This is a genomic window from Leptotrichia sp. oral taxon 221 (genome assembly GCF_018128245.1).
Classification (GTDB): domain Bacteria; phylum Fusobacteriota; class Fusobacteriia; order Fusobacteriales; family Leptotrichiaceae; genus JABCPH02.
Genome location: NZ_CP072378.1, coordinates 310,291 through 330,965, shown reverse-complemented (window position 1 = coordinate 330,965; position 20,675 = coordinate 310,291). Strand labels below are relative to the sequence as shown.

The following is a 20,675-nucleotide window of genomic DNA, read 5'->3' as shown; positions in this document are numbered from 1 at the left end:
ATTTTAATTTTACTTTGATATCAAAAAATTTGCTAATTCGTGACATTCAAACTGTAACTTATCTAAACTCGAAATATTTCTGTTATTGTAACGCACCTTTTTTTCCAATCTGTTATAAAAACTCTCAACCAAAACTTTTTTTCCATCGCCTACCAACATAACGCTATTTCCTTCTCTTTTAAAAAAATATTTTTGAACTCTTTTTTGTGTAAAAAGTGAAAATACCGTTCTACTAGCCAAATGTCTGTAACTTTCTATTAAATCAAAAACAAGCGATTTTTTCCCATAATTATCTGTATGAATTATTCCAACATAAGGATCAAGTCCCGCAATTATACAAGCTTTTTCAACTTTACTGTACAGTATTCCAAAAGCATAGTTTAACATTGCATTAAATTCATCTTCTGCTGGATGCATACTTCTTTTTTCAAATTTAAACTCTTCTGGTATTAATTCCGACAATGTTTGGTAGTATATTTTTGCTGCATTTCCTTCATACCCCATCAAAGTTCCTCTTTTTTCACTAACATTTCCTTCTACTAATTTTATTTGATAAATATATCTTTTCATTTCTTTTATTTGTTTATCCAAAAATGCTTTTTTCGCTTCTCTTTTTATCTTCAAATCTTCCAAATGTTCTGCACAATTTTTAATTTTTTGTATCAATATCTGTTTTGCCAATTCAATTCCCTTTTGAGTCCCAAATATTTCCAACTGTTTTCTTCTAATATTAGCTGTTGAACCAAATTTACTTTGCCAAAATCTTCCATAAGGATTTCCAAAATCATCAACAATCACTATATCAATATTATTATCCACTGCCAATTTTATTACATCTGTTGTCAAAAATATTCCTTTAGATAGCACTAATGATTTTATCTTTTGTGGAGCTACTGCCACTTTCTTCTCACTCGTAGTTATTTCAAACAAATCATCTCTCTTTTTTACCACTGTTCCCAAATCTGTTATATATAGTTCCATAGTTTTTTATCCTTTCGTAAATAAATTTTTGATTTTAAATCCAGTTCCAAATTTGACTCAAACTCTTGATTCTTACCCCTTAAAAAACTTTTTTCAAGAGTCCAAGTTACATTTGGCATTAATTTTTACAATTACTTTACTATTCCGAAAATACTTTTTTTGCTATATTCCCTATCGTTAATGTCATTCCTGTGTCAAATACTCCACCTACTACTCCGCCTACTAATGGCATCATTTTTCCAAAATTCACTAAACCTTTTTGTCCAAACTTTGTTACTAATCTGAATCCAACTTGTTGATTTATCTTTACTAATACTTCTACTGGAATTTTTTTTATCACATTAATTACTACTTTTTCACCAATTTTTATTCCTACATTTTTTAATACTTTTGTTGCTGAACTCCCTGTTAAACATGCATAAGCTATTGTTCTTACTTGATCGCTGTAAATATCATAACCATTTATATATGCTATTGCTGCTATCATTCTTAACTGTATATAAATTGTACTCAATATATTTGTTGGTATTGCTACTGGTAATACTAATAATCCACCTAATCCTGTTATAAACCCATTTGTTCCGCACAATAATGTTTGATATCCTATTAAATCGTCAATTGCTTTCTTTTTACTACTACTTTTGTATAAATAATCTTCTGCTAATTCTTCAATTGATTTTTCTCCTGGTAATACACCTTGTAAAGCCTTATCATAACACACATCCAACAAATTCATCATTTCTCTTTCTAGCATAGCTAATACCTCCTAATATTTTTTATAAGATTATGATATCACTTTTTTTTAACTCATCTTTTTCTAAAATAACATACTTTTTTATTTTTCCACTCAAATCCCCTCAGTTTGAAGGGATTCAAGCAGAACAACTTTTCATTTCATTAAATTTTCTTTTTTATGCAGTTTCTAACATTTCGTTTCTTTCAAATAATCTCTTCACTTCTATAAATAAATTAGAAAGTTCATCAAGAAATCCTTCATCCATATCATTATAAACATCATCATTTGTAATCGGAAATTCATACCCATTTTTTAAAATTTTTCCTTTGTTACATTTAGTAAATATTCCTATTGATCTAAAATAAAAAACTATAAAATCATCATTTTCATTATTTCTGAATACTAACATTTGTTCACCGAATAACGATTCCTCACTAGTTTCCAAATCAATCATTGCAATATTAGTTTCAAATATACTTTCAACATAATCCAATACTCTAAAGAAATTTTTTTCCATCAATTTTATTTTAGATTTACCAAGACGAATTTTTGAATCTGTTTTTATTTCAGTATCTCCACAAGAGTAGTATCTTTTTCTCAAAACTAAATTTTTACTTAACATTACAATCACTCCTAAAATTAATTTTTTAAATTTTCTTAATTTCTCTTCTATATTGATATTTTACTACTATTATCTAACTTATTTTTCCCTTATTTTGACTTATTTTTTCTATCCCACCCACCCAAACCCTTAATTCATTTAAAACCAACTACCAAATAAACTTCCAATCGTATCACACACACTACTTACTGCCGAACTAACTGCTCCTACTACTCCACCAACAACTCCTCCAACTACTGAACCCACTGCTGAACCTATTGTTTCTCCAACTTCTCCAAATATACTACCTATCGCTCCACCAACATCTGATCCTGTATCACTACCTTCTGAAATCCCATCTGATGCACCTTCAACTACATTTGCAACTCCATTTACCACATTTGCCACACCTTCTGCTAACACTCCAACTGCTGCTCCTAAAATACTTTCTAAAATACCTTTTCTATAATCTTTCAAATCATCATTATCTTTCCACATTACTTCTTCTTGATTCAAATTTTGCACATAAACTACTCTTTTTTCTTCTGGTGTATTTTGTAATATGTAATATAATAATTTTGATAAGTTGTACGGTTTTTGTTGTAAATATCCTTCTTCTTTGTATCCTGCACTATAATATATTGGTTCTACTTCTATTCCTGTCGCTTCTTTAATTCTCTTCTTTACAGATTCTACTTTTCTATCTAAAAATTCTTCTAGCTCATCCTCAGGCCCATTTTCTTCTTCGTTCCAATATTTCCCCTTCATCGCTACATCCGCTTGATTAATTGCCACTAATATTCTATTTTCTTTATTTTTTCCTAAATTCGGTATAATCACATTATTTATTAACTCATACGATGTTCCTAAATCTCTACTACCACCATCTAAAATCACCAAAACTAAATCTATCAACAAATTCCCATTTTCATCTTTTTCATAAAGTTTATCAATCATTCTTTTACTGTGTCTGTTATCCGCTTCTTTTCCATCACCTAATCCTGGAGTATCCCATACTACTAAATTGTCTAACTCATATCTTTCAATATCCATTGTTTCAGGATCCACACTTGTTCCAACTTTAGCCACTTCTACACCAAATAACGCATTTATCGTACTACTTTTCCCACAACCTGTTGCACCTGTAACCATCAAATTAACTTTCTGTTTTTTCAATCTCAATAAATTACCTAATAATTTTTGTTTCACATTTTCATTTAACTTTTGTTTCATAATAATACTTTCAAATTCTTTCAATAAATCACGTTTCATAATCAATACCTTCTTTCTACTTTTTCTTTTTACATTGTAATTATAATCTATTTCTTTAACTTATTTTTTTAAGTAATTAACTTATTTCTAAAAAAAAGAAACTGCTCCAATAATTTGAAACAATTTCTTTTATTAGTTGTATTTTATCCACACTATTTCAAATGAGATTTTCTAACTTCTTCCTCTGCTTTTTTTCCACCTTTTAATGTTTCTTTATATGATAAATAGCCAGAAACTCTTCTTAATTTTTTTATTTCAATACTTCCGCAACAACTGCATTTTTCTTCAAATATTCCAGTAGTTTTACAACTTTCACAATAATCTAACGGGAAATTTATTCCTAAATAATTTATACCTTTGGAAATTCCAAATTTAACAACATCCATAATCGCTTCACTATTATTTAACACAGGCGTTGAAAATTCGATATAAGAAATTGAACCTCCGTTACAATATTCAACAAAATTTGATTCTAATTCTAATTTCTTAAATGCGTCTAATTCAAGATAAACTGGTATATGAAACGAATTTGTATAAAATTCCTTAGTTTCTTCATCTTCACAAAATCTCCCACTAATTCCTTCACCAGGAGTTGCCAAAACTGAAAAATTCAAACTATACTTTTTGGTCCATTTATCTGTCATTTTTCTCATAAATCTCAATATTTCTCTCGACAATTCTAAATTATTTTCTATCATATCTAAAGATATTTCTTCTTTTACTAAGTAACTTACACATTCAGCCAATCCAATAAATCCAATTGAAAGTGTACCATTTTTAAAAATTTTTTCCATATCATTATTGTTTATTGCCTCTTCAGAATTTTCATAAAAATTATTTTCTAAAATATATTTAAAGTTATTAATTTCTAATTTACATAAAGCTTCATATTTTTGAATTAAGATATCTTTTGATTCTTCACAGATTTTATTCAATTTTTTATAAAAATTATTTAAATTTGTACTTTCTCTTGCTATTTTTGGTAAATTTATTGAAATTGATGCAATGTTCCCTCTTTTTAATGCTCCTTTTTCTCCATTTACATTTTTTGCAACTAATGTTCTGCACCCCATTATTCCAACTTTTTTCTCATCAATATCTTTTACTAAAATGCTATCACAATTAAAATATGTTGGATTCATTCTTTTTCCTGTAACTCTTGTCGCTAATGAAAATAAATCATAATTCTTATCACCTAAATCAAAATTAATACCTTTTTTTACTTTGAAAATTATATTTGGAAAAACAAAAGGCAATCCATTTAATATTTCACCATATTCAAAAGCCTTTAAAAAACATCTAGTTACTTTTCTACCATTTTCACTAGTATCTAATCCTAAATTAAATGAAACATACGCCTTTTCATACCCATTTCTCAATGGTAAATTCAATTTTTGATACAATCTTCTAATTTTTGTTATTAATTTTTCTTCTGAAACTTCTTGTACAAATTCCGCCAAATCACTATCAATATTAATAAACCCTATTCCACCTGATTGATCATTTGTTAAATTTACAATTACTTGAAAAATATAGTCTAGTGCATCATCAATTTCCATTTCTTCTAAATTTTCTTTCAGTTGGTTTAATTTTTCTCTTAATTCAATCCCAATGCAATTATATGAAACCCCTGTATACTCTTTATCATGAATATGAATCCATCTTTCTTCATGCAATTGATTCTTAAATTCTTCATTTTTCAAAATTCTATATGCTGCATTTGTATTTGCATTCGCTTGATTAACTCTCATTTATAATCTCTCCTTTTTCCAATGAATAAAATTTTTGATTACTTGATCCATAAAACTTTTCTTGTATTCTCAATGTATCTATGTATTTTCCAACTTTTAAATACTTTAATTTTTCTAAAATGTTTTTTGGAACTTCCTCTAAATCATATGAAGTATAAAGTGCGATTTCAAAATTTTTCTTGTACATTTCATTAATAAATTCTTCTAAGGCTTCTTTTTGTATCATAGGCTCTCCACCTGAAATAGTAATTTTTTTTACTGGCAAGTTATACGCTAATATTTCTTCACATAAATCTCTTACTTCATACTCTTTTCCATATCGTATATCTTGTATTCTTTCATTGTGACAACCTTTACATTTTACATTACAACCTTGAAAAAATATTGTTGTTCTAATTCCAGGCCCATCTTCATATCTGTTTTTCTTAATTGATGCAATTTTTACTTTCATTTTATACCTCCGCTTACTATCTCTATTACATCAATAATTTTAACAAATATTTTTTCCCCTATTTTTCTCTAAAATAACTCATTTTTCTCTTTAGTATTTACTTATTATAATTTTTTAGTTATATGATTGGCAAAGAACCATCTTAAATTCTAATTTCAAGATGGTTCTTTCTGTTAATCTATCTGTATTTTAAATTTATCTTTAATCCATTTTCATAAATAATAAAATCTTCAACATCGTCTTTTTTAGGATATTTTTCTTCAATTTTTCTCCTGATTATTTGGTTTATCCCAAAAATAATATCTTTTAATTTAGTAACTTTTTGATCTTTTATTCCAAATTTATATTCTAAATCTTTTTTAGAAATCTCAAATTTATTTTTTTCAATATTCTTAAATAACTCTACTATCGGAACATTAATTATACTATCAGAATTATTAAAAAAGATATTTTTTACTTTAGTCTTTCTATCACTCTTCGTAACTATTTTACCATTTTGTATTTCAACTATATCCGATTTTTCTGAAATTTTAAAAGGAAAGTTTATCTCATCTTTATTATTTTTATCAAGTATTTCTTCTAATTTCATTTTTATTTCTATTTTTTTATTTAGTTTAATCCTATTTTCCACTTTTGAAATATCAAATTCTTGTCTTTTATCTCTTTTTCTTATAAAATATTCTTCTTTAAAATTAATTTTTAATATTTCCAATTTCCCTTCATCTTCAAAAGGTATATCTAGTATTCCGCCTTTATATTTAAGCAATCCTACATTTTTATCTGCTAAATCAGGTATTTCAAGCTCTTCTAATTCATATTCTTCAGTAAATTCTTCAAACAAGACATTTTTTATAAGTTTAATTTTTTCATCTTCACTTATATCAACCGAATCTCTTACTCCAATAATCTCTTGAATCATTTCTTCTTCATAATACTCTTCTAAAATACTTTTTAAATGATAATTCGAAATTTTTTCAAAAATAGCTTGTTTTAATAAAAGATACAAAAAATAGTCAACCATATCAATATTTTTCTCTAATCCTTGATCATTTTCATCTTCATCATCTCTATCTGAATTAAAATCTATATTTTTTAAACTCTCGTCACTTTCTCTTATTTTTTTTATTTCATCATCATCTAATTTTTTCCCTACTACTCCTATTTCTATTTTTTCATCTTTTTCTCTTTTTATCTCATTTTCTGTTATCCCAAAAATATTGTTACTAAATTTTAACCACTTTATATCTATGCAATCGCTTTCAACTCTATAAATTACTCTCGCCAGATACTTCACATATTCTCGCAATCTTGAAATATTTTCTGATAAAAACTTATATTTAAATATTTTTTTCAATGCTTCATTTAAATCGCTATAAAAATTTTCAATATCTTCGTTATACTCTAACATTTTAAAAAAATTAAATAGTTTTCCAATTTCTTCATAGAAAAATCTTAAGTCATCAATTCCTACTACTTCATATAAATCTGAAACAGCTTTACAATTTACTTTTAAAATATTTTCATTTATTTTTCTATATATTCTATTCGATTCTTCTAATGGCTCTTTCATCAAGTTTAATTTTGTAACCAGACTCATTCTAGGTCCTTGACCTTTTCCTTTTACAAATTCATTTTTATTATCATCAACAGGCTTATAATTAGGTAACATTGTTTCACGCCAGTTAATTGATTTAATTTGTTTTTCAACTGAGATTCTATAAAATACAATTCCTATTTCCTTAAAACCAAGTGTTGTATCTAAAACTGTATTATTTTTTGAAATTTTTCCATCTTGTATTAACTTCACTATTTCTTTATATAACATTTCTATACTGTTCTCAATTAAAATACCTTCTATTTCTATTTTATCTCTATATTTACTTGATTCTTTATATTCTAAAAATTTACTTTCAGTTTGATCGGTATACAATAAATAAAGTGTTTTTATATTTGGAAATATTCTTAGATCTTTTTCAAACGGTAATTCTTCAAGAATAGAGTTTTCACTGTAACTATGACTAAAAGCTGACACTATTTTTGTTATTTCGCTTGTATCTACTCCTTCTTCTTCAAGTAGTTTCTTTTCACTTAATAAATGATTCTTAAAATCTTCCTCAAAAATTTTCAAATTAAAATTATTTTCATCAATTTTCATTCCTGATTTATTATTTCTTTCATCATATCTATTAAAATAATAATCTACTAAAAAATTATCATCTATTTTTGAATACTCCTGAATATTTCTATTTTTTACAAATAATTTTCTTATTTCTCGTGCTAATTCTATTCTTGAAATTTTATTTTTTTCCATTTTTTAATTCCTCCTATGTATCATCATTCTAAACTATATAAAATACTAAATAATTTTTTATTTTATTTATTCTATTGCTTCATATTCTTTCTCATATTTTTCAATATCTTTTAAAGTTAATTTATTCATAATTTCAATTGCTTTTTCTAATGAATCTGAAAAATTAATTAGATTTAATCCCTCTCTAATATTAATATGTCCTGCATAATTTCTTACATTATTTAATTTATTTAGATAGTCAATTAATGTTTTTAATTTATTATCTACATATTTATTTTTCAACTTTTCTATTTTTTTATAAAAAGTTTCGCTTTTTTCTTTTGAATCAATTTTAAAAATTTTATATTTGTAAATATCTATTAAGAAAAATGACGCCAATGCATAATTTTTAGAATTTTTCTGATTTTTTACAAATTTCATTAATTCTTCATATGTTTCATTTTTTATTAATTTTACTTCTATAATTTCATATATTTTTTTATTTATTAGATCTAATTCTTTATTATTTATTTTTTCAAATTCTTTGGATATTTCTATAATCTTTTTATATTCATTATATGTATATGCTTCTGAAATTTTTCTCATAATTTTTAATAATTTTTCGTCTATCATTTTAGTATTTTCTAAAAAATTTGTATACTTCGTATAATCTTTAAATTCTACTATTGATTTATACAAATTAATTATTTCTAAAATTGGTATTTTATAAATACTTCCATATTCAGAGTTTAATATTCTTTCTCCATAATAAATCGAACGAAGTACAATATTATCATTTAACAATTCAAACAATCTCAACGAAGTCAACAAATTAAACGGAATATTTCTAAATGAATGAGTAACATCCATATCTATTTCTATTATTTCTTGTTTTTTTATCTTTATTTCATTTCCTATCTTTTGATTTAATTCATTTATATTTCCAAAATTATCAACATGAACATATTTTATTTTCTCATTTGGTAACATTATATCCTTATTTTTAAAATATTCTGTTAAAAGATCCCATCTACCTGTTTCAAGACCAAAAATATAAATTTCATCATAATTTTCTATATAAGGTTCAAATGTATACTGTGTTTCAATAATTTCTTCTTGTCCTTCACTATCACTATTTATATATTTATATAATATTTTTTCATATCCTCTTCCAAATTCGCCTGTTCCTAAGTTCCAAATTAATATTTTTCTTTTTGATAAATTTTTGCAAGCATTATTATTTTCTATATATTTCCCAAATTTATTTAAAGGATGAACAATCTTATTTCTTTGATCCTTTAAACTCTTATATTTTTTATTATCACTTTCATATTTATTGACTATTTCTATTCCATAATTTTTCACATTATTATGATATTTTTCATTTTTCAATGTTTTTAATTCTTTAATTCTTTCTTTTAAAATTTTTTCATTCTCATTATTTACATTTATTTTTGCTAAATCTTTGTAAGTATCATTAATATTTTTAAAATTAAATTGTAATTTTATATACAATTCTTCTAATTTATTCAATAAATTATTATTTTGAATGATTTCTCTTAATTTATTTACACTTCCATATTTTGTAAAAGAACTAGCAGCATCTACAAAATCCAATTTTTCTAGCACATTTGTTATATCAATTATTTGAAAATAATCTAAATTTATATCATTTTGAGAATATAATACTTTTAATTTTAATTTGCTATAATATATTTTTAAAATATTAATAATTGAAATCAATGACAAAAATATTATTCTAAGTCCTCCTGTTATATCAACATAAACCTGATTTCTGCTTTGTTCATCTAAAATTTTTTTTATTTCTTCTATTTGAAAAACTAAATCTGAAACAATATTTTCGTTATCAAATTTATTTTTACTTTCTATAAAAAATATTTTACATTTATCTGGAAATCTTTCTTTAAAAACTTTTCTTATATATTCAACATCATTTTTTTGTTCTTCTAAAAAAACAACATCTTCTTTTTCAGAATAAAAATACTCGTTTAATAAATTATATAAATAATTCCAACTACTTTGATCTGTTCCAAAAACTATTATTTTATTAGGTTTTAATTCTTCTAAATATACTTTTGTCAAATACTCATATTTTTCCAAATCATATTTTTTATTTTCCCATCTGTATTCTTTTTTATTTTTTTTTGCTTTTTCTATATTTTTTTCAAGATTATTTGATAAAGACATTATTAAAATATTATTTTCCATTTTTTCCTTCTTTCTATAAATTTATCGAAAATTTATTTTTTATTACTACTCATACTCAATAAACTTCACATGTTTAAAATAACTAATCTTCTTCACATTCTCCCCATCTTTTATTTCTTCAACATTTCTTTCAGTATAACTATACACAGGAACTAATCTTTTTTCTATCGACCATTTAACAATATTATATGTATATCCCCAGTTTCCTTGAACCAACATCACATCATTTTCATTAAAATTTTCTTCAATGTATTTTTTTATTTTTTTCAGATTCTCTTTATAATTTTCCTTAATTGACACATTTGACCACATTTCTTGTAACTCACTAGACAAACTTACTATTTTTTTTACCTTAAAATTTTCTACCAATTCTTTTTCTTGATTTTCCGTCAACTGATGTGAAAATAATAAAAGTGCTTTTCTCTCCATAATATCATCTCCCTCATTTTTTCTACATTTCAAACTAAACTTTCAAACTTCTTTATTTTACAATAACTATTTAAAATCACAAAAATTCCTATAAACATAATTTTGAAATTTAATATTCATAAAATTCTACTTTAAGTAAAAAATTATCACTCACTTTCTCAACTCCATAAATTGCAACAATTCCTTTTTCTTTTGCCCAATTTACTAATTCAAAAGTTATCCCAACTTCTCCTTCTATCAATAAAATATCACCTGAATCAATATTTCTGTCTATTATATCTTTAAATCTTTTTATATTTTTTTCTTTGTTGCTATCATTTTCAAGATTTTTCCATTCTTTTGCAGTTTCACTGCTCAATTTACTTATTCTTTTTATCTTATATTTTTTTATTACTTCACTTTTTTCCTGCTCTCCAAATATTTCTTTAAATACTAAAATTTTTCTGTCTTCTTTATTTAAATTTATTTTAGGTGCCTGTTTTATTTGAGAACTTCCTTTATCATTTAAATTTACATTTTCAATAGCTTCTAAAAATGACTTTTTCGTTAATATATTTTGTAAATGTCTTATCTTCTTAATTATTTCTTTTGCTGTGATACTTCTAGTATTATTTTTAACTTCTAAAAACAATTTCATTAATTCAGACAACTGCTCTTTTTCTAATTCTTTTTCAAAATTTCCTTTTTTATTATCCAGCCAATTTTTTACAGTATTTTTATTTTCTCCTGACTTTTGTACTCCAAGTTCCTCAAACAAAAAATCATAAATTCCATTAGATGCAACTCTACCAATTTCTGCAAACTGACCATTTTCAGCTAATTTTTCTAAAAAAGTATATGTCTGTTGCATTTTTAAATCTTGTGATTCATAAATCTCACCTTTTTTATATTCAGTTTTAAATATTTCTCTTAATTTTTTTATATTTTCTGGAATTTTTGAAATAATTTCTTGCATTTCTGCTCTACTTTCCAATGTATGCGAAATATTATTTCTAATAATCCTAGAACTTTCAAAAATTTCACTTAATTTTATTCTATTACTTATTTCTTCTTCTGACAAATCTTTATATTTTATTTTATTTTCTTCAGTTATTCTATTTATCCATTCTCTTAATACTTCTTTACCTTTATTTATATCTTCAACTTCTAAAATTTTTCCTGTAAAAGTATAAATAGCTTCAATAATATTTACATAACTCATTGAATATCTTTTTTGATTATAGTGCCATTCTGCTAAATCTAATAATATCTCAAATGTCTCCTGTTTCTCACCAAAATTTTGTGCGAATCTTTCTAAAATATCTGGTAATAATAGTTTGGCAGGTCCATCCAATTTTTTTATTGTTTTTTCCATTTGATTAATTTTTCCGATATTTTCTTTTATATTCCCAATATAGTTCATATTCATTGAATTTGAAAATTCTTCCAATGTATTTTTCAACTTATTATCTTCAATCATATCTAAAAATTCATAAGTATTCCCATATTGCTTAAAAGCGTTCGCTCCTTTTATCCATTTCATTAAATCATAAAATGATTTCAAATTAATTATTGGAGCTACTTTTAAAGGATTCCCATTTAAATCTTTTTCTATTTCATCATCATCCATTTCTTCTAGCATTCCATATGTTATCATTTTTATTTTTATATTTTTATCAATAACTTCTGTAATATAGTTCATCACTAAAAATATCCACATTGCATTTGATCTGAAAGAATGGGTTATATCCAAATAAATTTCATCTTCTTTATTTAAAGAATTTACGATTTCTATAATTTTATTAAAGTTTTCAAATATTTCATTTTTATTCATTCCATATTTTGTCACTATTATTTGTACTTTTTTCTCTGTATTCTCAAATATAGAATTAAATTTTTCACTGTTTATATTTAAAACATCTGTATTTTTATTTGCATTTTTAGTAACATTTCTCAATTCATCTCTATATTTTTCATATTCTTCACTTTCAGTCGAAAATCCATTTTTCTTACAATAATGTGTATAAAGTTTATCCCACATCGACCCTGCTGTTCCAATATATATTGTTTTATCTATATCATAATGTTTTTCTAATACCGATGTTACAAAATATTCATCTCTATAAATTTTATATTCTCCTGTTTCTTCAATTTTTATTTTATAATCTGCTTTTCTGTAATCTCTTTCTTCACTATTACGATCTATCATCCCTTTTCCCAACCCTGCTATCAATATTTTAGCCATCTTTTTCTCCTTCTAATTATAATTTTTCTTTCTCTAAATTATTCTCAATAATATTATTTTACCGCATTTATTTTAAAAATCAATACAACAACTAATTTAGTCCAAGTTATTCCACTTTAAATTCCGAATGATTCTTCCTTCAAAATAGAACTACCATTTTCTCTAAAGATCTCCTCCTAAAATTACTAAACCTATTAAACACAACAACATATTTATCACCTTCCTTTCATTTTTATTCTATTTAATTAAATTCTAATAATCTAGCTTGTAGCAATCCCATTTTAGATTCAGAATAATTCCTCTTCTAAAATAGAATTACTACTTTTACTAAAAATTACCAACAAAAACTATCAAAAAAATTAGACACTTCATTACAAAAATCTTCTGCCATATCTCCCATTGTTGTAAACATTTCATCTGCTGTATTCACTGTTTCATTCAATAATTTTGCTGTTTCATTTACACCTTCTGCCACTGCAACTACGCCTGCTGTTACTAATAATACTGTGCCTACTGTTTCTTCAATTCCTGTCATTTTTATCACCTCCTTTTTTATTTTAGATTCATTATATATTAATTCAATAACTTATTTATGTAATTTTTTCACCAACTTTTTATTCCCACCCACCCAAACCCTCTATTTATCTTCTAAAATATTCCTTCAAAAAAATCAACAACTCCACTAATTATATTTGCTCCTACTCCAACTATTGCTCCACCTACTGTACCTATTACTCTTCCAACTGAACCTAATCCTACTAAACTTCCTATTGCTTGACCTATTGTTCCACCTATTGCCATTCCTCTTGTTACTGATTCCACAAATTTTTCTAAAACTCCCGCTCTGTAATCTTGTAAATCATCATTGTCTTTCCACATAGCTTCTTCTTTATTAATATTTTGTGCATAAACTAATCTTTTTTCTTCTGGCGTATGTTGTAATATGTAGTATAATAGTTTTGATAAATTGTACGGTTTTTGTTGCATATATCCTTCTTCTTTGTCTCCAGCACTGTAGTAAATTGGTTCAACATCTATTCCTGTAGCTTCTTTAATTCTTCTTCTCACTGATGCAACTTTATCTTCCAAAAAATCTTGTAATTTTCTCTCAGGTCGATTTTCTTGTGCATTCCAATATTTTCCCTTCATTGCTACATCCGCCTGATTAATCGCCACTAATATTCTATTTTTCTTATTTTCTCCTAAATTTGGTATAATCACACTATTTATTAATTCATACGATGTCCCTAAATCTCTACTGCTACCATCCAATATTACCAAAACCAAATCAATTAACAAATTTCCATTTCTATCTTTTTCATAAAGTTTATCAATTATTATTTTACTATGTCTGTTATCAGCTTCTCTTCCATCACCTAATCCTGGAGTGTCCCATATTACTAAATTATCCAACTCATATTTATCAATTCCCATTGTTTCTGGGTTTACACTTGTTCCTACTTTTGCTACTTCTTCTCCAAACAACGCATTAATAGTACTACTTTTCCCCACTCCTGTTGCACCTGTAATCATTAAATTAATTTTTTGCTCCTTCATTCTCAATAAATTACCCAATAATTTTTGTCTCGTAGTTTCATCCATTTGTTCATTCATCACTCTTCTTTCAATTTCCTTAAATATATTTCTTGCCATAATCAATACCTCTTTCTTTTATTTATTTTTATTATAATTCTCTAACCATAAACTATTTTTCAAAAATTTATCCTATTTTTTGCTTGAATACATCAATTTATTTCCTAAAATTTGTTTGTCTCTTTTTATTTTAACTCCGTAATATCTCATTTCATTTTCCTTAATCAATCTTCCCATATTTCATTCCTCCAAAAATCAAATTTTTATTATAACTTATGATAACATTTTTAAATAACTCATTTTTCTTTTTAATTAACTTACAAAAACAATTTTTTATACCAAAGTTTCAGCATTCACCACTCCAAAGAAAATTGAATATTTACATTATGCTCTAACTAACGGTCTTCTCTCTACAATCATATTATCTATTATGAAATCTAATAATTTTTCTATGTTATAACCATATTCTGCTGAATAATATACTGGTTTTCTTATTGTTACTCCTGTTGCTTCTTTTACCCTATTTTGTATAGATAACGCTTGTCTTTCTAAAAAATCTACTAACACTTCATCCGGTCTATTTGTTTCCTTATTCCAATGTCTGCCTTTCATCGCCATATCTGCTTGATTAATCACTACCAATATTCTATCTGCCTGTATATTTGGAACTATTACCTCATTTAACAATGTATATGTACTTCCCATATCTCTATTTAAACCTTCTAAAACCACAATTGCCGAATCTATCCAACCATAAATATTTCCATCTAATGAATAAGTTTTATACAGCAAATCCACCAATTTTCTTTTATGAATCTCATCATTCGCAACTCCATCTCCTAATCCAGGAGTATCCCACAATCTAAATACATCATTTAACGAATAAGAATCTAAATCCATTGTTTCAGGATCCACACCATTACCAACTGTTGCCACATTTTTCTTAAAAATTGTATTTAATGTTGTCGATTTACCTGCTCCTGTTACTCCTGTTACCATCACATCCAAAGGTCTAAATCTAGCTTTTTCCAATTTCTTTTCTATATCATTTTTTCTATAATATTTAAAACTCGTCATAATCAATCACACTCCATCTTTTTTATTCTCTTTCTCATTTACAAAATCATTATACCTTTTCTCTCTAACCTATTTTTTCCTAAAAATAACTCTTTTTATTTTTAAATTTCAAAAATTTTTCTCTCTCATTCTTTTCATAATAATTATATCTAATCCTTATAACTTATTTTTTTTACTAATTAACTTATTTCTAAAAAAATATAATCTTATAACTTAACTGTGATTAAATACTTTTTATAAACTTTTAAATTTTATTTTCATTCCTAATACTTTATTTCAAAATTTTATTAAATAAAAATGTAGCAGTTTTATAATTTCTAAAAAATAAAATTACGATATCTTTATAAAATTACCAACTTAAATTATTAAAAAAATCTGTTACTCCTTCACAAAATTCACTTGCACTATTTCCAAATTCTTTTCCCATATCTCCCATTTTTGTAAACATTTCGTCCGCTATATACACTGTTTCTTTCATTATTTTTACTACTTCTTTAATATCTTCTGCTGCTCCAACTATTTCTTCTGTTATTCTTTTTACTACCATGAAACCAACTTCCTTTTATTAATTTTATGATTTATTATATATTATTTTTTTAACTTAAATATATCTTCTGATAACTTACTTTTTTCTCCTCCTTTTATGTCGATAAAAACCAAATAATATGATATAATTAACCTATAAAAATTTGAAATTTTCAAAAAGGAGAATCTTTATGCTAATTAGAGAAGTATCAGAAAAAACCGGCATAACAAGTGATACTCTTAGATATTATGAAAAAATAGGATTAATAAAAAATATTTCTAGAGATAAAAATGGTATTAGAAATTACTCGGATGAGGATATCCAGTGGCTCGAATTTGTAAAATGTATGAGAGGAGCTGGTCTCTCTATTGATGTATTGAAAAAATATGTGAACCTTATGGATAAAGGAAATAATACGATACCTGAAAGAAAGCAACTTTTGGAATCTCAATTAGAAATATTAAAAAATAAAAAGAAAGAAATTGAAAAAACTATTAGTAAATTAAAATATAAAATACAAAATTACGAAAAAATTTTTAATAAATGATATATAGAAAATTATTTTCAAATGTAAAAACAATTTACTACAAATTAATAAAAAAAAGAGAAAAGAAAGAGTAAAATGATGAAAATATTGATAATACGATTTAGTTCATTTGGAGATGTTGTTTTGACAACACCAGTAATAACAAAGATAAAGGAAAAATATCCTGAAGCACAAATAGACTTCATTGTCTACACTACTTTTTCTGAAGCAATAACTCTAAATCCAAAAATACGAAAAACTATTTTGTTTGATAAATCCAAAAGCAAAGATAAAAAATACATTCGTGATTTAATTGATCAATTAAAATTAGAAAATTATGATTACGTAATTGATTTACATTCAAAATTATTATCTCGAATTATTGGAAAAGGAATTTCTTTAGGAAAAAATACAAAATATCTAAAATACAAAAAAAGAAAATGGTGGAAAACTCTGTTGGTAAAATTAAAATTAATACCTTATCATGCAGATTGTACGATTGTGGAAAGCTATTTTTCTGCTTTAAAAAAATTAAATTTGAAATTTGAGACAAAAAATATTGAAGAAGGAAAAGGAGATGCTCTCGAATTTTATTTCAGTAAAGAAATGGAAGAAAATCTAGTACAAAAATATTCTTTAGATAAAAAAGATTATATTGTTTTAGCTCCAGGAGCTTCTAAATTCACAAAAAAATGGCCTTACTACAATGAATTATCAAAAAAATTTTTAGAAAAAACCAATTTTAGAATTTTCGTTATTGGTGGAAAAGAAGATTTTGAAAGTGTTGAAAATAATAATGAGAGAGTAATTAATTTATGTGGAAAAATATCTTTTAAAGAAAGTGGAATAATTTTAAAATATTCTAAATTATCCGTAGTAAATGATTCTGGACCATTCCATATATCCAGAGCTGTAGGAGCAAAAACTTTTGTATTTTTTGGACCAACAGATCCAAAATTATTTTCTTTTGAAGAAAATACGTATTTATTCCAAAATCCAAATTGTCCACCACATTCTTTATATGGTGATGATAAATTTCAAAAAAAATATTCAAGATGTATGTCAGACATAAAATTAGAGGATGTTTTTAAAAAAATTATTTCAGAAATATAGAAAATTTAACAATAGATAAATAAATTATCTATTTACAATCAAAAATTTTTAGAAAGGAGATATCAAAATTTTAATTAAATTAAGAATTTGATATAGAAAATATGAAAATATTAGCTTTTGAAACTTCATGTGATGAAACTTCAGTTGCAATTGTTGAAGATGGAAAAAAAGTTTTAAGTAACATTATATCAACTCAAATTGATATTCATAAAGAATATGGAGGTGTTGTTCCTGAAATAGCATCACGTCATCACATTGAAAATATATTACCTGTTTTTATGGAAGCTTTAGAAAAATCAAAATGTAGCCTAAATGATATTGATTATATCGCAGTCACAAATACACCTGGATTAATTGGTTCTTTATTAGTAGGATTAATGTTTGCAAAATCAATAAGTTATGCAAACAAAATACCACTATTACCTGTAAACCACATTGAAGGTCATATTTTTTCAAACTTTATAGAAAATGACATCCAATTACCAGCTATTTCTCTAGTTGTTTCAGGTGGACACACAAATTTATACTATTTAACAGAAAAAGATTCAAGTATTAATATTGAATTATTAGGCGAAACTCTTGACGATGCTATCGGTGAATCTTATGACAAAGTTGCACGAGTATTAGGATTACCATATCCTGGCGGACCTGAAATTGACAAGTTATCTTTAAATGGAGAAGATACTTTAAAAATTAAAAAACCTAATGTCGAAGGATACGATTTTAGTTTTAGTGGAATCAAAACATTTGTAACAAACTATGTCAATAATCAAAAAATGAAAAACAACAATATTTCAAAAGAAAATGTTGCAAAATCATTCCAAGAAACAGTAATTGAAGTCTTATACGACAAAGTATCCAAAGTAATTGAAGACAAAAAAGTAAAAACTGTACTTGTAGCAGGTGGAGTTTCAGCAAATAAACGATTACGTGAAAAGTTTGAAAGTTTAAAAAATAAAGTGGAAAATATATATTTTCCAAAATTTGAATACTGTACTGACAATGCAGCAATGATTGCTGCTGCCGCATATTATAATTTAAAGAAAGAAAAAAATTTAAAAAATATGTATGAAATCGATGCTAAATCAACTAAAGAAATATAAATATTTATAAAAAGAGCTCAAAATAATGCATCGTAAAATATTGTAGAAATGGATAAAACTTAACAAACAGATAAAAGCCTATATCAATAAAAAATTGATGAAGTAGGCTTTTAATATTCTCATCATAAATATGACTGGAACCAAAAAGGGGACTATTTAAGGGAAAAGAAGTGTATCAATAGAATAATTATGATTACTATAAAAATAGTGAATGTACTAATAAGGAAACATGATATATAGGAAAACGATGGAAAGTAAATTTTTTTAAAAATAGTTCATAGAAATATTTTTAAGAGCTATTAATAAACGAAAGAAACAGGACGTCTATTACTTCTCCCATCATCTTCATCTTCACCAAATTTAAATCCAATAAAAAAATTATGGACTAATCTCAAAAGAAAAGTAAAATATATCACCCATAATTTTACTTGAAGAAACAATTAATTCTATTTTATAGTAAAACTACTTTAAAACCAAACTTAAAAGTTATGCTTGTTTACTCGAAATCTAAAGTTATACAATTTTAATAGTTTGATTTTAAATAGGTTCAAGTATATTTAAGTTTAAGAGTGTGAAAATTTTTGTGTAAATAAGAATTCTGGATTTATATAATCAGTTTACACAAAATTCTGGGCACTCTTTTAATTTTATATAAATAATTGTTCAATATATTTATCACGTAACTCTACAAAAAATTTCGCTTTTTTTGAATTTGGCTTTATTGATTGAAATAAATGAAATACTCCAGATATTACATTCAAATCAACTTTTACCCCTGCTTCTAATAATTTCTTTGCAAAACTTATATTCTCATCAACAAATAAATCCAATCCTCCTACAATAATAAAAGTTTTTGGTATTCCTTTAAAATTACTTGCCATAATAGGTGAAAAATATGGAATTTGATCTTTAGGAATCATCTTATCACCTGCTAAAACTTTCCATGCAAACTGATTAGAAGCTTTCGTCCAGACAAATTCTCCAGCATAATTATTATTATAAGGACAATCATCCCCACCTGTTCTATAATCAAGCATTGGAGCAATTAATATTTGTCCAATAAGATGATACTCTCCTTCATCACGCACCTTCAAAGACAATCTTGCAGCTAATCCTCCTCCAGCACTTTCCCCCATAATTGCTACTTTTTTCTCATTTATTCCAAGACTTTCAGCATTCTCAAATAAATATTTCAACCCCACATATGCATCTTCTAAATCTTGTGGAAATGGTAATTCTGTCGCTAATGTATACTCTACACTGATAATTTTCACATTGTTCTTGTTAGCTATATCTTTTAAAACATTTTCATTCATTCTAGCATCACCCATTATATAACCACCACCATGCATATAATAGATAACTGGTAATTTCTCAGTCATTAAAGTATCTGGTTCAAAAACATACAAAGTAACGTCTCTATCACCATTCTTCACAAGAATTTTCTCACTATACTTAACCGTTTTCGATGCCCTTTTACCTCTTACTAGATTTTTTAATATTCTACTATCTGTTATATCCAGCAAAAAATTATTAGCTATCATTTTATATTCTATATCTACTAAACAAAGTGATTTAAACATTTTAACACCTCTATTCATAAAATAATAAATTTTTATTCACTATATAAATTAATAAAAATTCTTAAATTAACAATAAATATACTCAAAACTATTTAAAATTATGTAAATTTAAGAGTTGAGTAAAATAGTCATAGTTTTTGAGTTTAGTTTTAAAGCAGTTTTACTATATTTAAACTTATAAGTTAATATT

The 20,675-nt window shown here is 25.2% G+C and carries 18 protein-coding genes; 3 read left to right on the top strand and 15 right to left on the bottom strand.

From position 1 onward, the window contains the following. Positions 1–9 precede the first annotated feature (9 nt). The 14 genes from cas1 to J4863_RS01500 all read right to left on the bottom strand — a co-directional run bounded on the left by cas1 (position 10) and on the right by J4863_RS01500 (position 16,181). Entirely contained in the window at positions 10–981 is a 972-nt protein-coding gene (gene cas1, locus J4863_RS01565) for a CRISPR-associated endonuclease Cas1 (protein ID WP_211614155.1), read from the bottom strand. A 139-nt stretch (positions 982–1,120) separates the two neighbouring features. After that, positions 1,121–1,735, bottom strand: coding sequence for an EcsC family protein (locus J4863_RS01560; RefSeq protein ID WP_211618749.1), 615 nt, complete (start codon positions 1,733–1,735; stop codon positions 1,121–1,123). 157 nt (positions 1,736–1,892) lie between these two features. Beyond that, positions 1,893–2,339 (bottom strand): hypothetical protein, encoded by a 447-nt coding sequence (locus J4863_RS01555; RefSeq protein WP_211618748.1) that lies wholly within the window; start codon positions 2,337–2,339, stop codon positions 1,893–1,895. Positions 2,340–2,477: 138 nt separating this feature from the next. Further along, the gene (locus J4863_RS01550) at positions 2,478–3,590 is read right to left on the bottom strand and encodes a GTPase family protein (RefSeq protein ID WP_211618747.1); all 1,113 of its coding nucleotides are present in this window, start codon (positions 3,588–3,590) and stop codon (positions 2,478–2,480) included. A gap of 152 nt (positions 3,591–3,742) precedes the next feature. Next, positions 3,743–5,341 (bottom strand): anaerobic ribonucleoside-triphosphate reductase, encoded by a 1,599-nt coding sequence (gene nrdD / locus J4863_RS01545; protein ID WP_211618746.1) that lies wholly within the window; start codon positions 5,339–5,341, stop codon positions 3,743–3,745. Next, complete coding sequence (locus J4863_RS01540; RefSeq protein ID WP_211618745.1) at positions 5,331–5,792, bottom strand: 4Fe-4S single cluster domain-containing protein; 462 nt, start codon at positions 5,790–5,792, stop codon at positions 5,331–5,333. Before J4863_RS01540 ends, nrdD begins: the two co-directional genes overlap by 11 nt. A gap of 178 nt (positions 5,793–5,970) precedes the next feature. Beyond that, positions 5,971–8,103 carry a hypothetical protein gene (locus J4863_RS01535; protein WP_211618744.1) on the bottom strand — a complete coding sequence of 711 codons (2,133 nt, stop codon included), beginning with the start codon at positions 8,101–8,103 and terminating at the stop codon, positions 5,971–5,973. A gap of 66 nt (positions 8,104–8,169) precedes the next feature. After that, complete coding sequence (locus tag J4863_RS01530) at positions 8,170–10,311, bottom strand: TM1812 family CRISPR-associated protein (protein ID WP_211618743.1); 2,142 nt, start codon at positions 10,309–10,311, stop codon at positions 8,170–8,172. Between the two features lie 45 nt (positions 10,312–10,356). Beyond that, positions 10,357–10,740: a CRISPR-associated protein Csx20 gene (csx20, locus tag J4863_RS01525; RefSeq protein WP_249111540.1), complete on the bottom strand. Its 384-nt coding sequence runs from the start codon at positions 10,738–10,740 to the stop codon at positions 10,357–10,359. A 109-nt stretch (positions 10,741–10,849) separates the two neighbouring features. Beyond that, on the bottom strand, positions 10,850–12,964 hold the full coding sequence (gene csx2, locus J4863_RS01520) for a TIGR02221 family CRISPR-associated protein (protein ID WP_211618742.1): 2,115 nt from the start codon (positions 12,962–12,964) through the stop codon (positions 10,850–10,852). A gap of 334 nt (positions 12,965–13,298) precedes the next feature. Then, positions 13,299–13,499 (bottom strand): hypothetical protein, encoded by a 201-nt coding sequence (locus J4863_RS01515; RefSeq protein WP_211618741.1) that lies wholly within the window; start codon positions 13,497–13,499, stop codon positions 13,299–13,301. 113 nt (positions 13,500–13,612) lie between these two features. Further along, positions 13,613–14,617: a GTPase gene (locus J4863_RS01510; RefSeq protein WP_211618740.1), complete on the bottom strand. Its 1,005-nt coding sequence runs from the start codon at positions 14,615–14,617 to the stop codon at positions 13,613–13,615. A gap of 324 nt (positions 14,618–14,941) precedes the next feature. Beyond that, positions 14,942–15,634, bottom strand: coding sequence for a GTPase family protein (locus J4863_RS01505; protein WP_211614175.1), 693 nt, complete (start codon positions 15,632–15,634; stop codon positions 14,942–14,944). A 349-nt stretch (positions 15,635–15,983) separates the two neighbouring features. Then, positions 15,984–16,181: a hypothetical protein gene (locus tag J4863_RS01500; protein ID WP_211618739.1), complete on the bottom strand. Its 198-nt coding sequence runs from the start codon at positions 16,179–16,181 to the stop codon at positions 15,984–15,986. Positions 16,182–16,350: 169 nt separating this feature from the next. On the opposite strand from J4863_RS01500, the gene J4863_RS01495 reads away from it, so the two are divergent. From J4863_RS01495 to tsaD, 3 genes are all read left to right on the top strand, one after another. Further along, complete coding sequence (locus J4863_RS01495) at positions 16,351–16,707, top strand: MerR family transcriptional regulator (protein WP_211618738.1); 357 nt, start codon at positions 16,351–16,353, stop codon at positions 16,705–16,707. 78 nt (positions 16,708–16,785) lie between these two features. Then, complete coding sequence (locus J4863_RS01490) at positions 16,786–17,799, top strand: glycosyltransferase family 9 protein (RefSeq protein WP_211618737.1); 1,014 nt, start codon at positions 16,786–16,788, stop codon at positions 17,797–17,799. A 101-nt stretch (positions 17,800–17,900) separates the two neighbouring features. Beyond that, complete coding sequence (tsaD, locus tag J4863_RS01485) at positions 17,901–18,902, top strand: tRNA (adenosine(37)-N6)-threonylcarbamoyltransferase complex transferase subunit TsaD (protein WP_211618736.1); 1,002 nt, start codon at positions 17,901–17,903, stop codon at positions 18,900–18,902. A gap of 647 nt (positions 18,903–19,549) precedes the next feature. Here the strand turns inward: tsaD and J4863_RS01480 are convergent. Further along, positions 19,550–20,485 (bottom strand): alpha/beta hydrolase, encoded by a 936-nt coding sequence (locus J4863_RS01480; RefSeq protein WP_211618735.1) that lies wholly within the window; start codon positions 20,483–20,485, stop codon positions 19,550–19,552. Between the last annotated feature and the right edge of the window lie 190 nt (positions 20,486–20,675).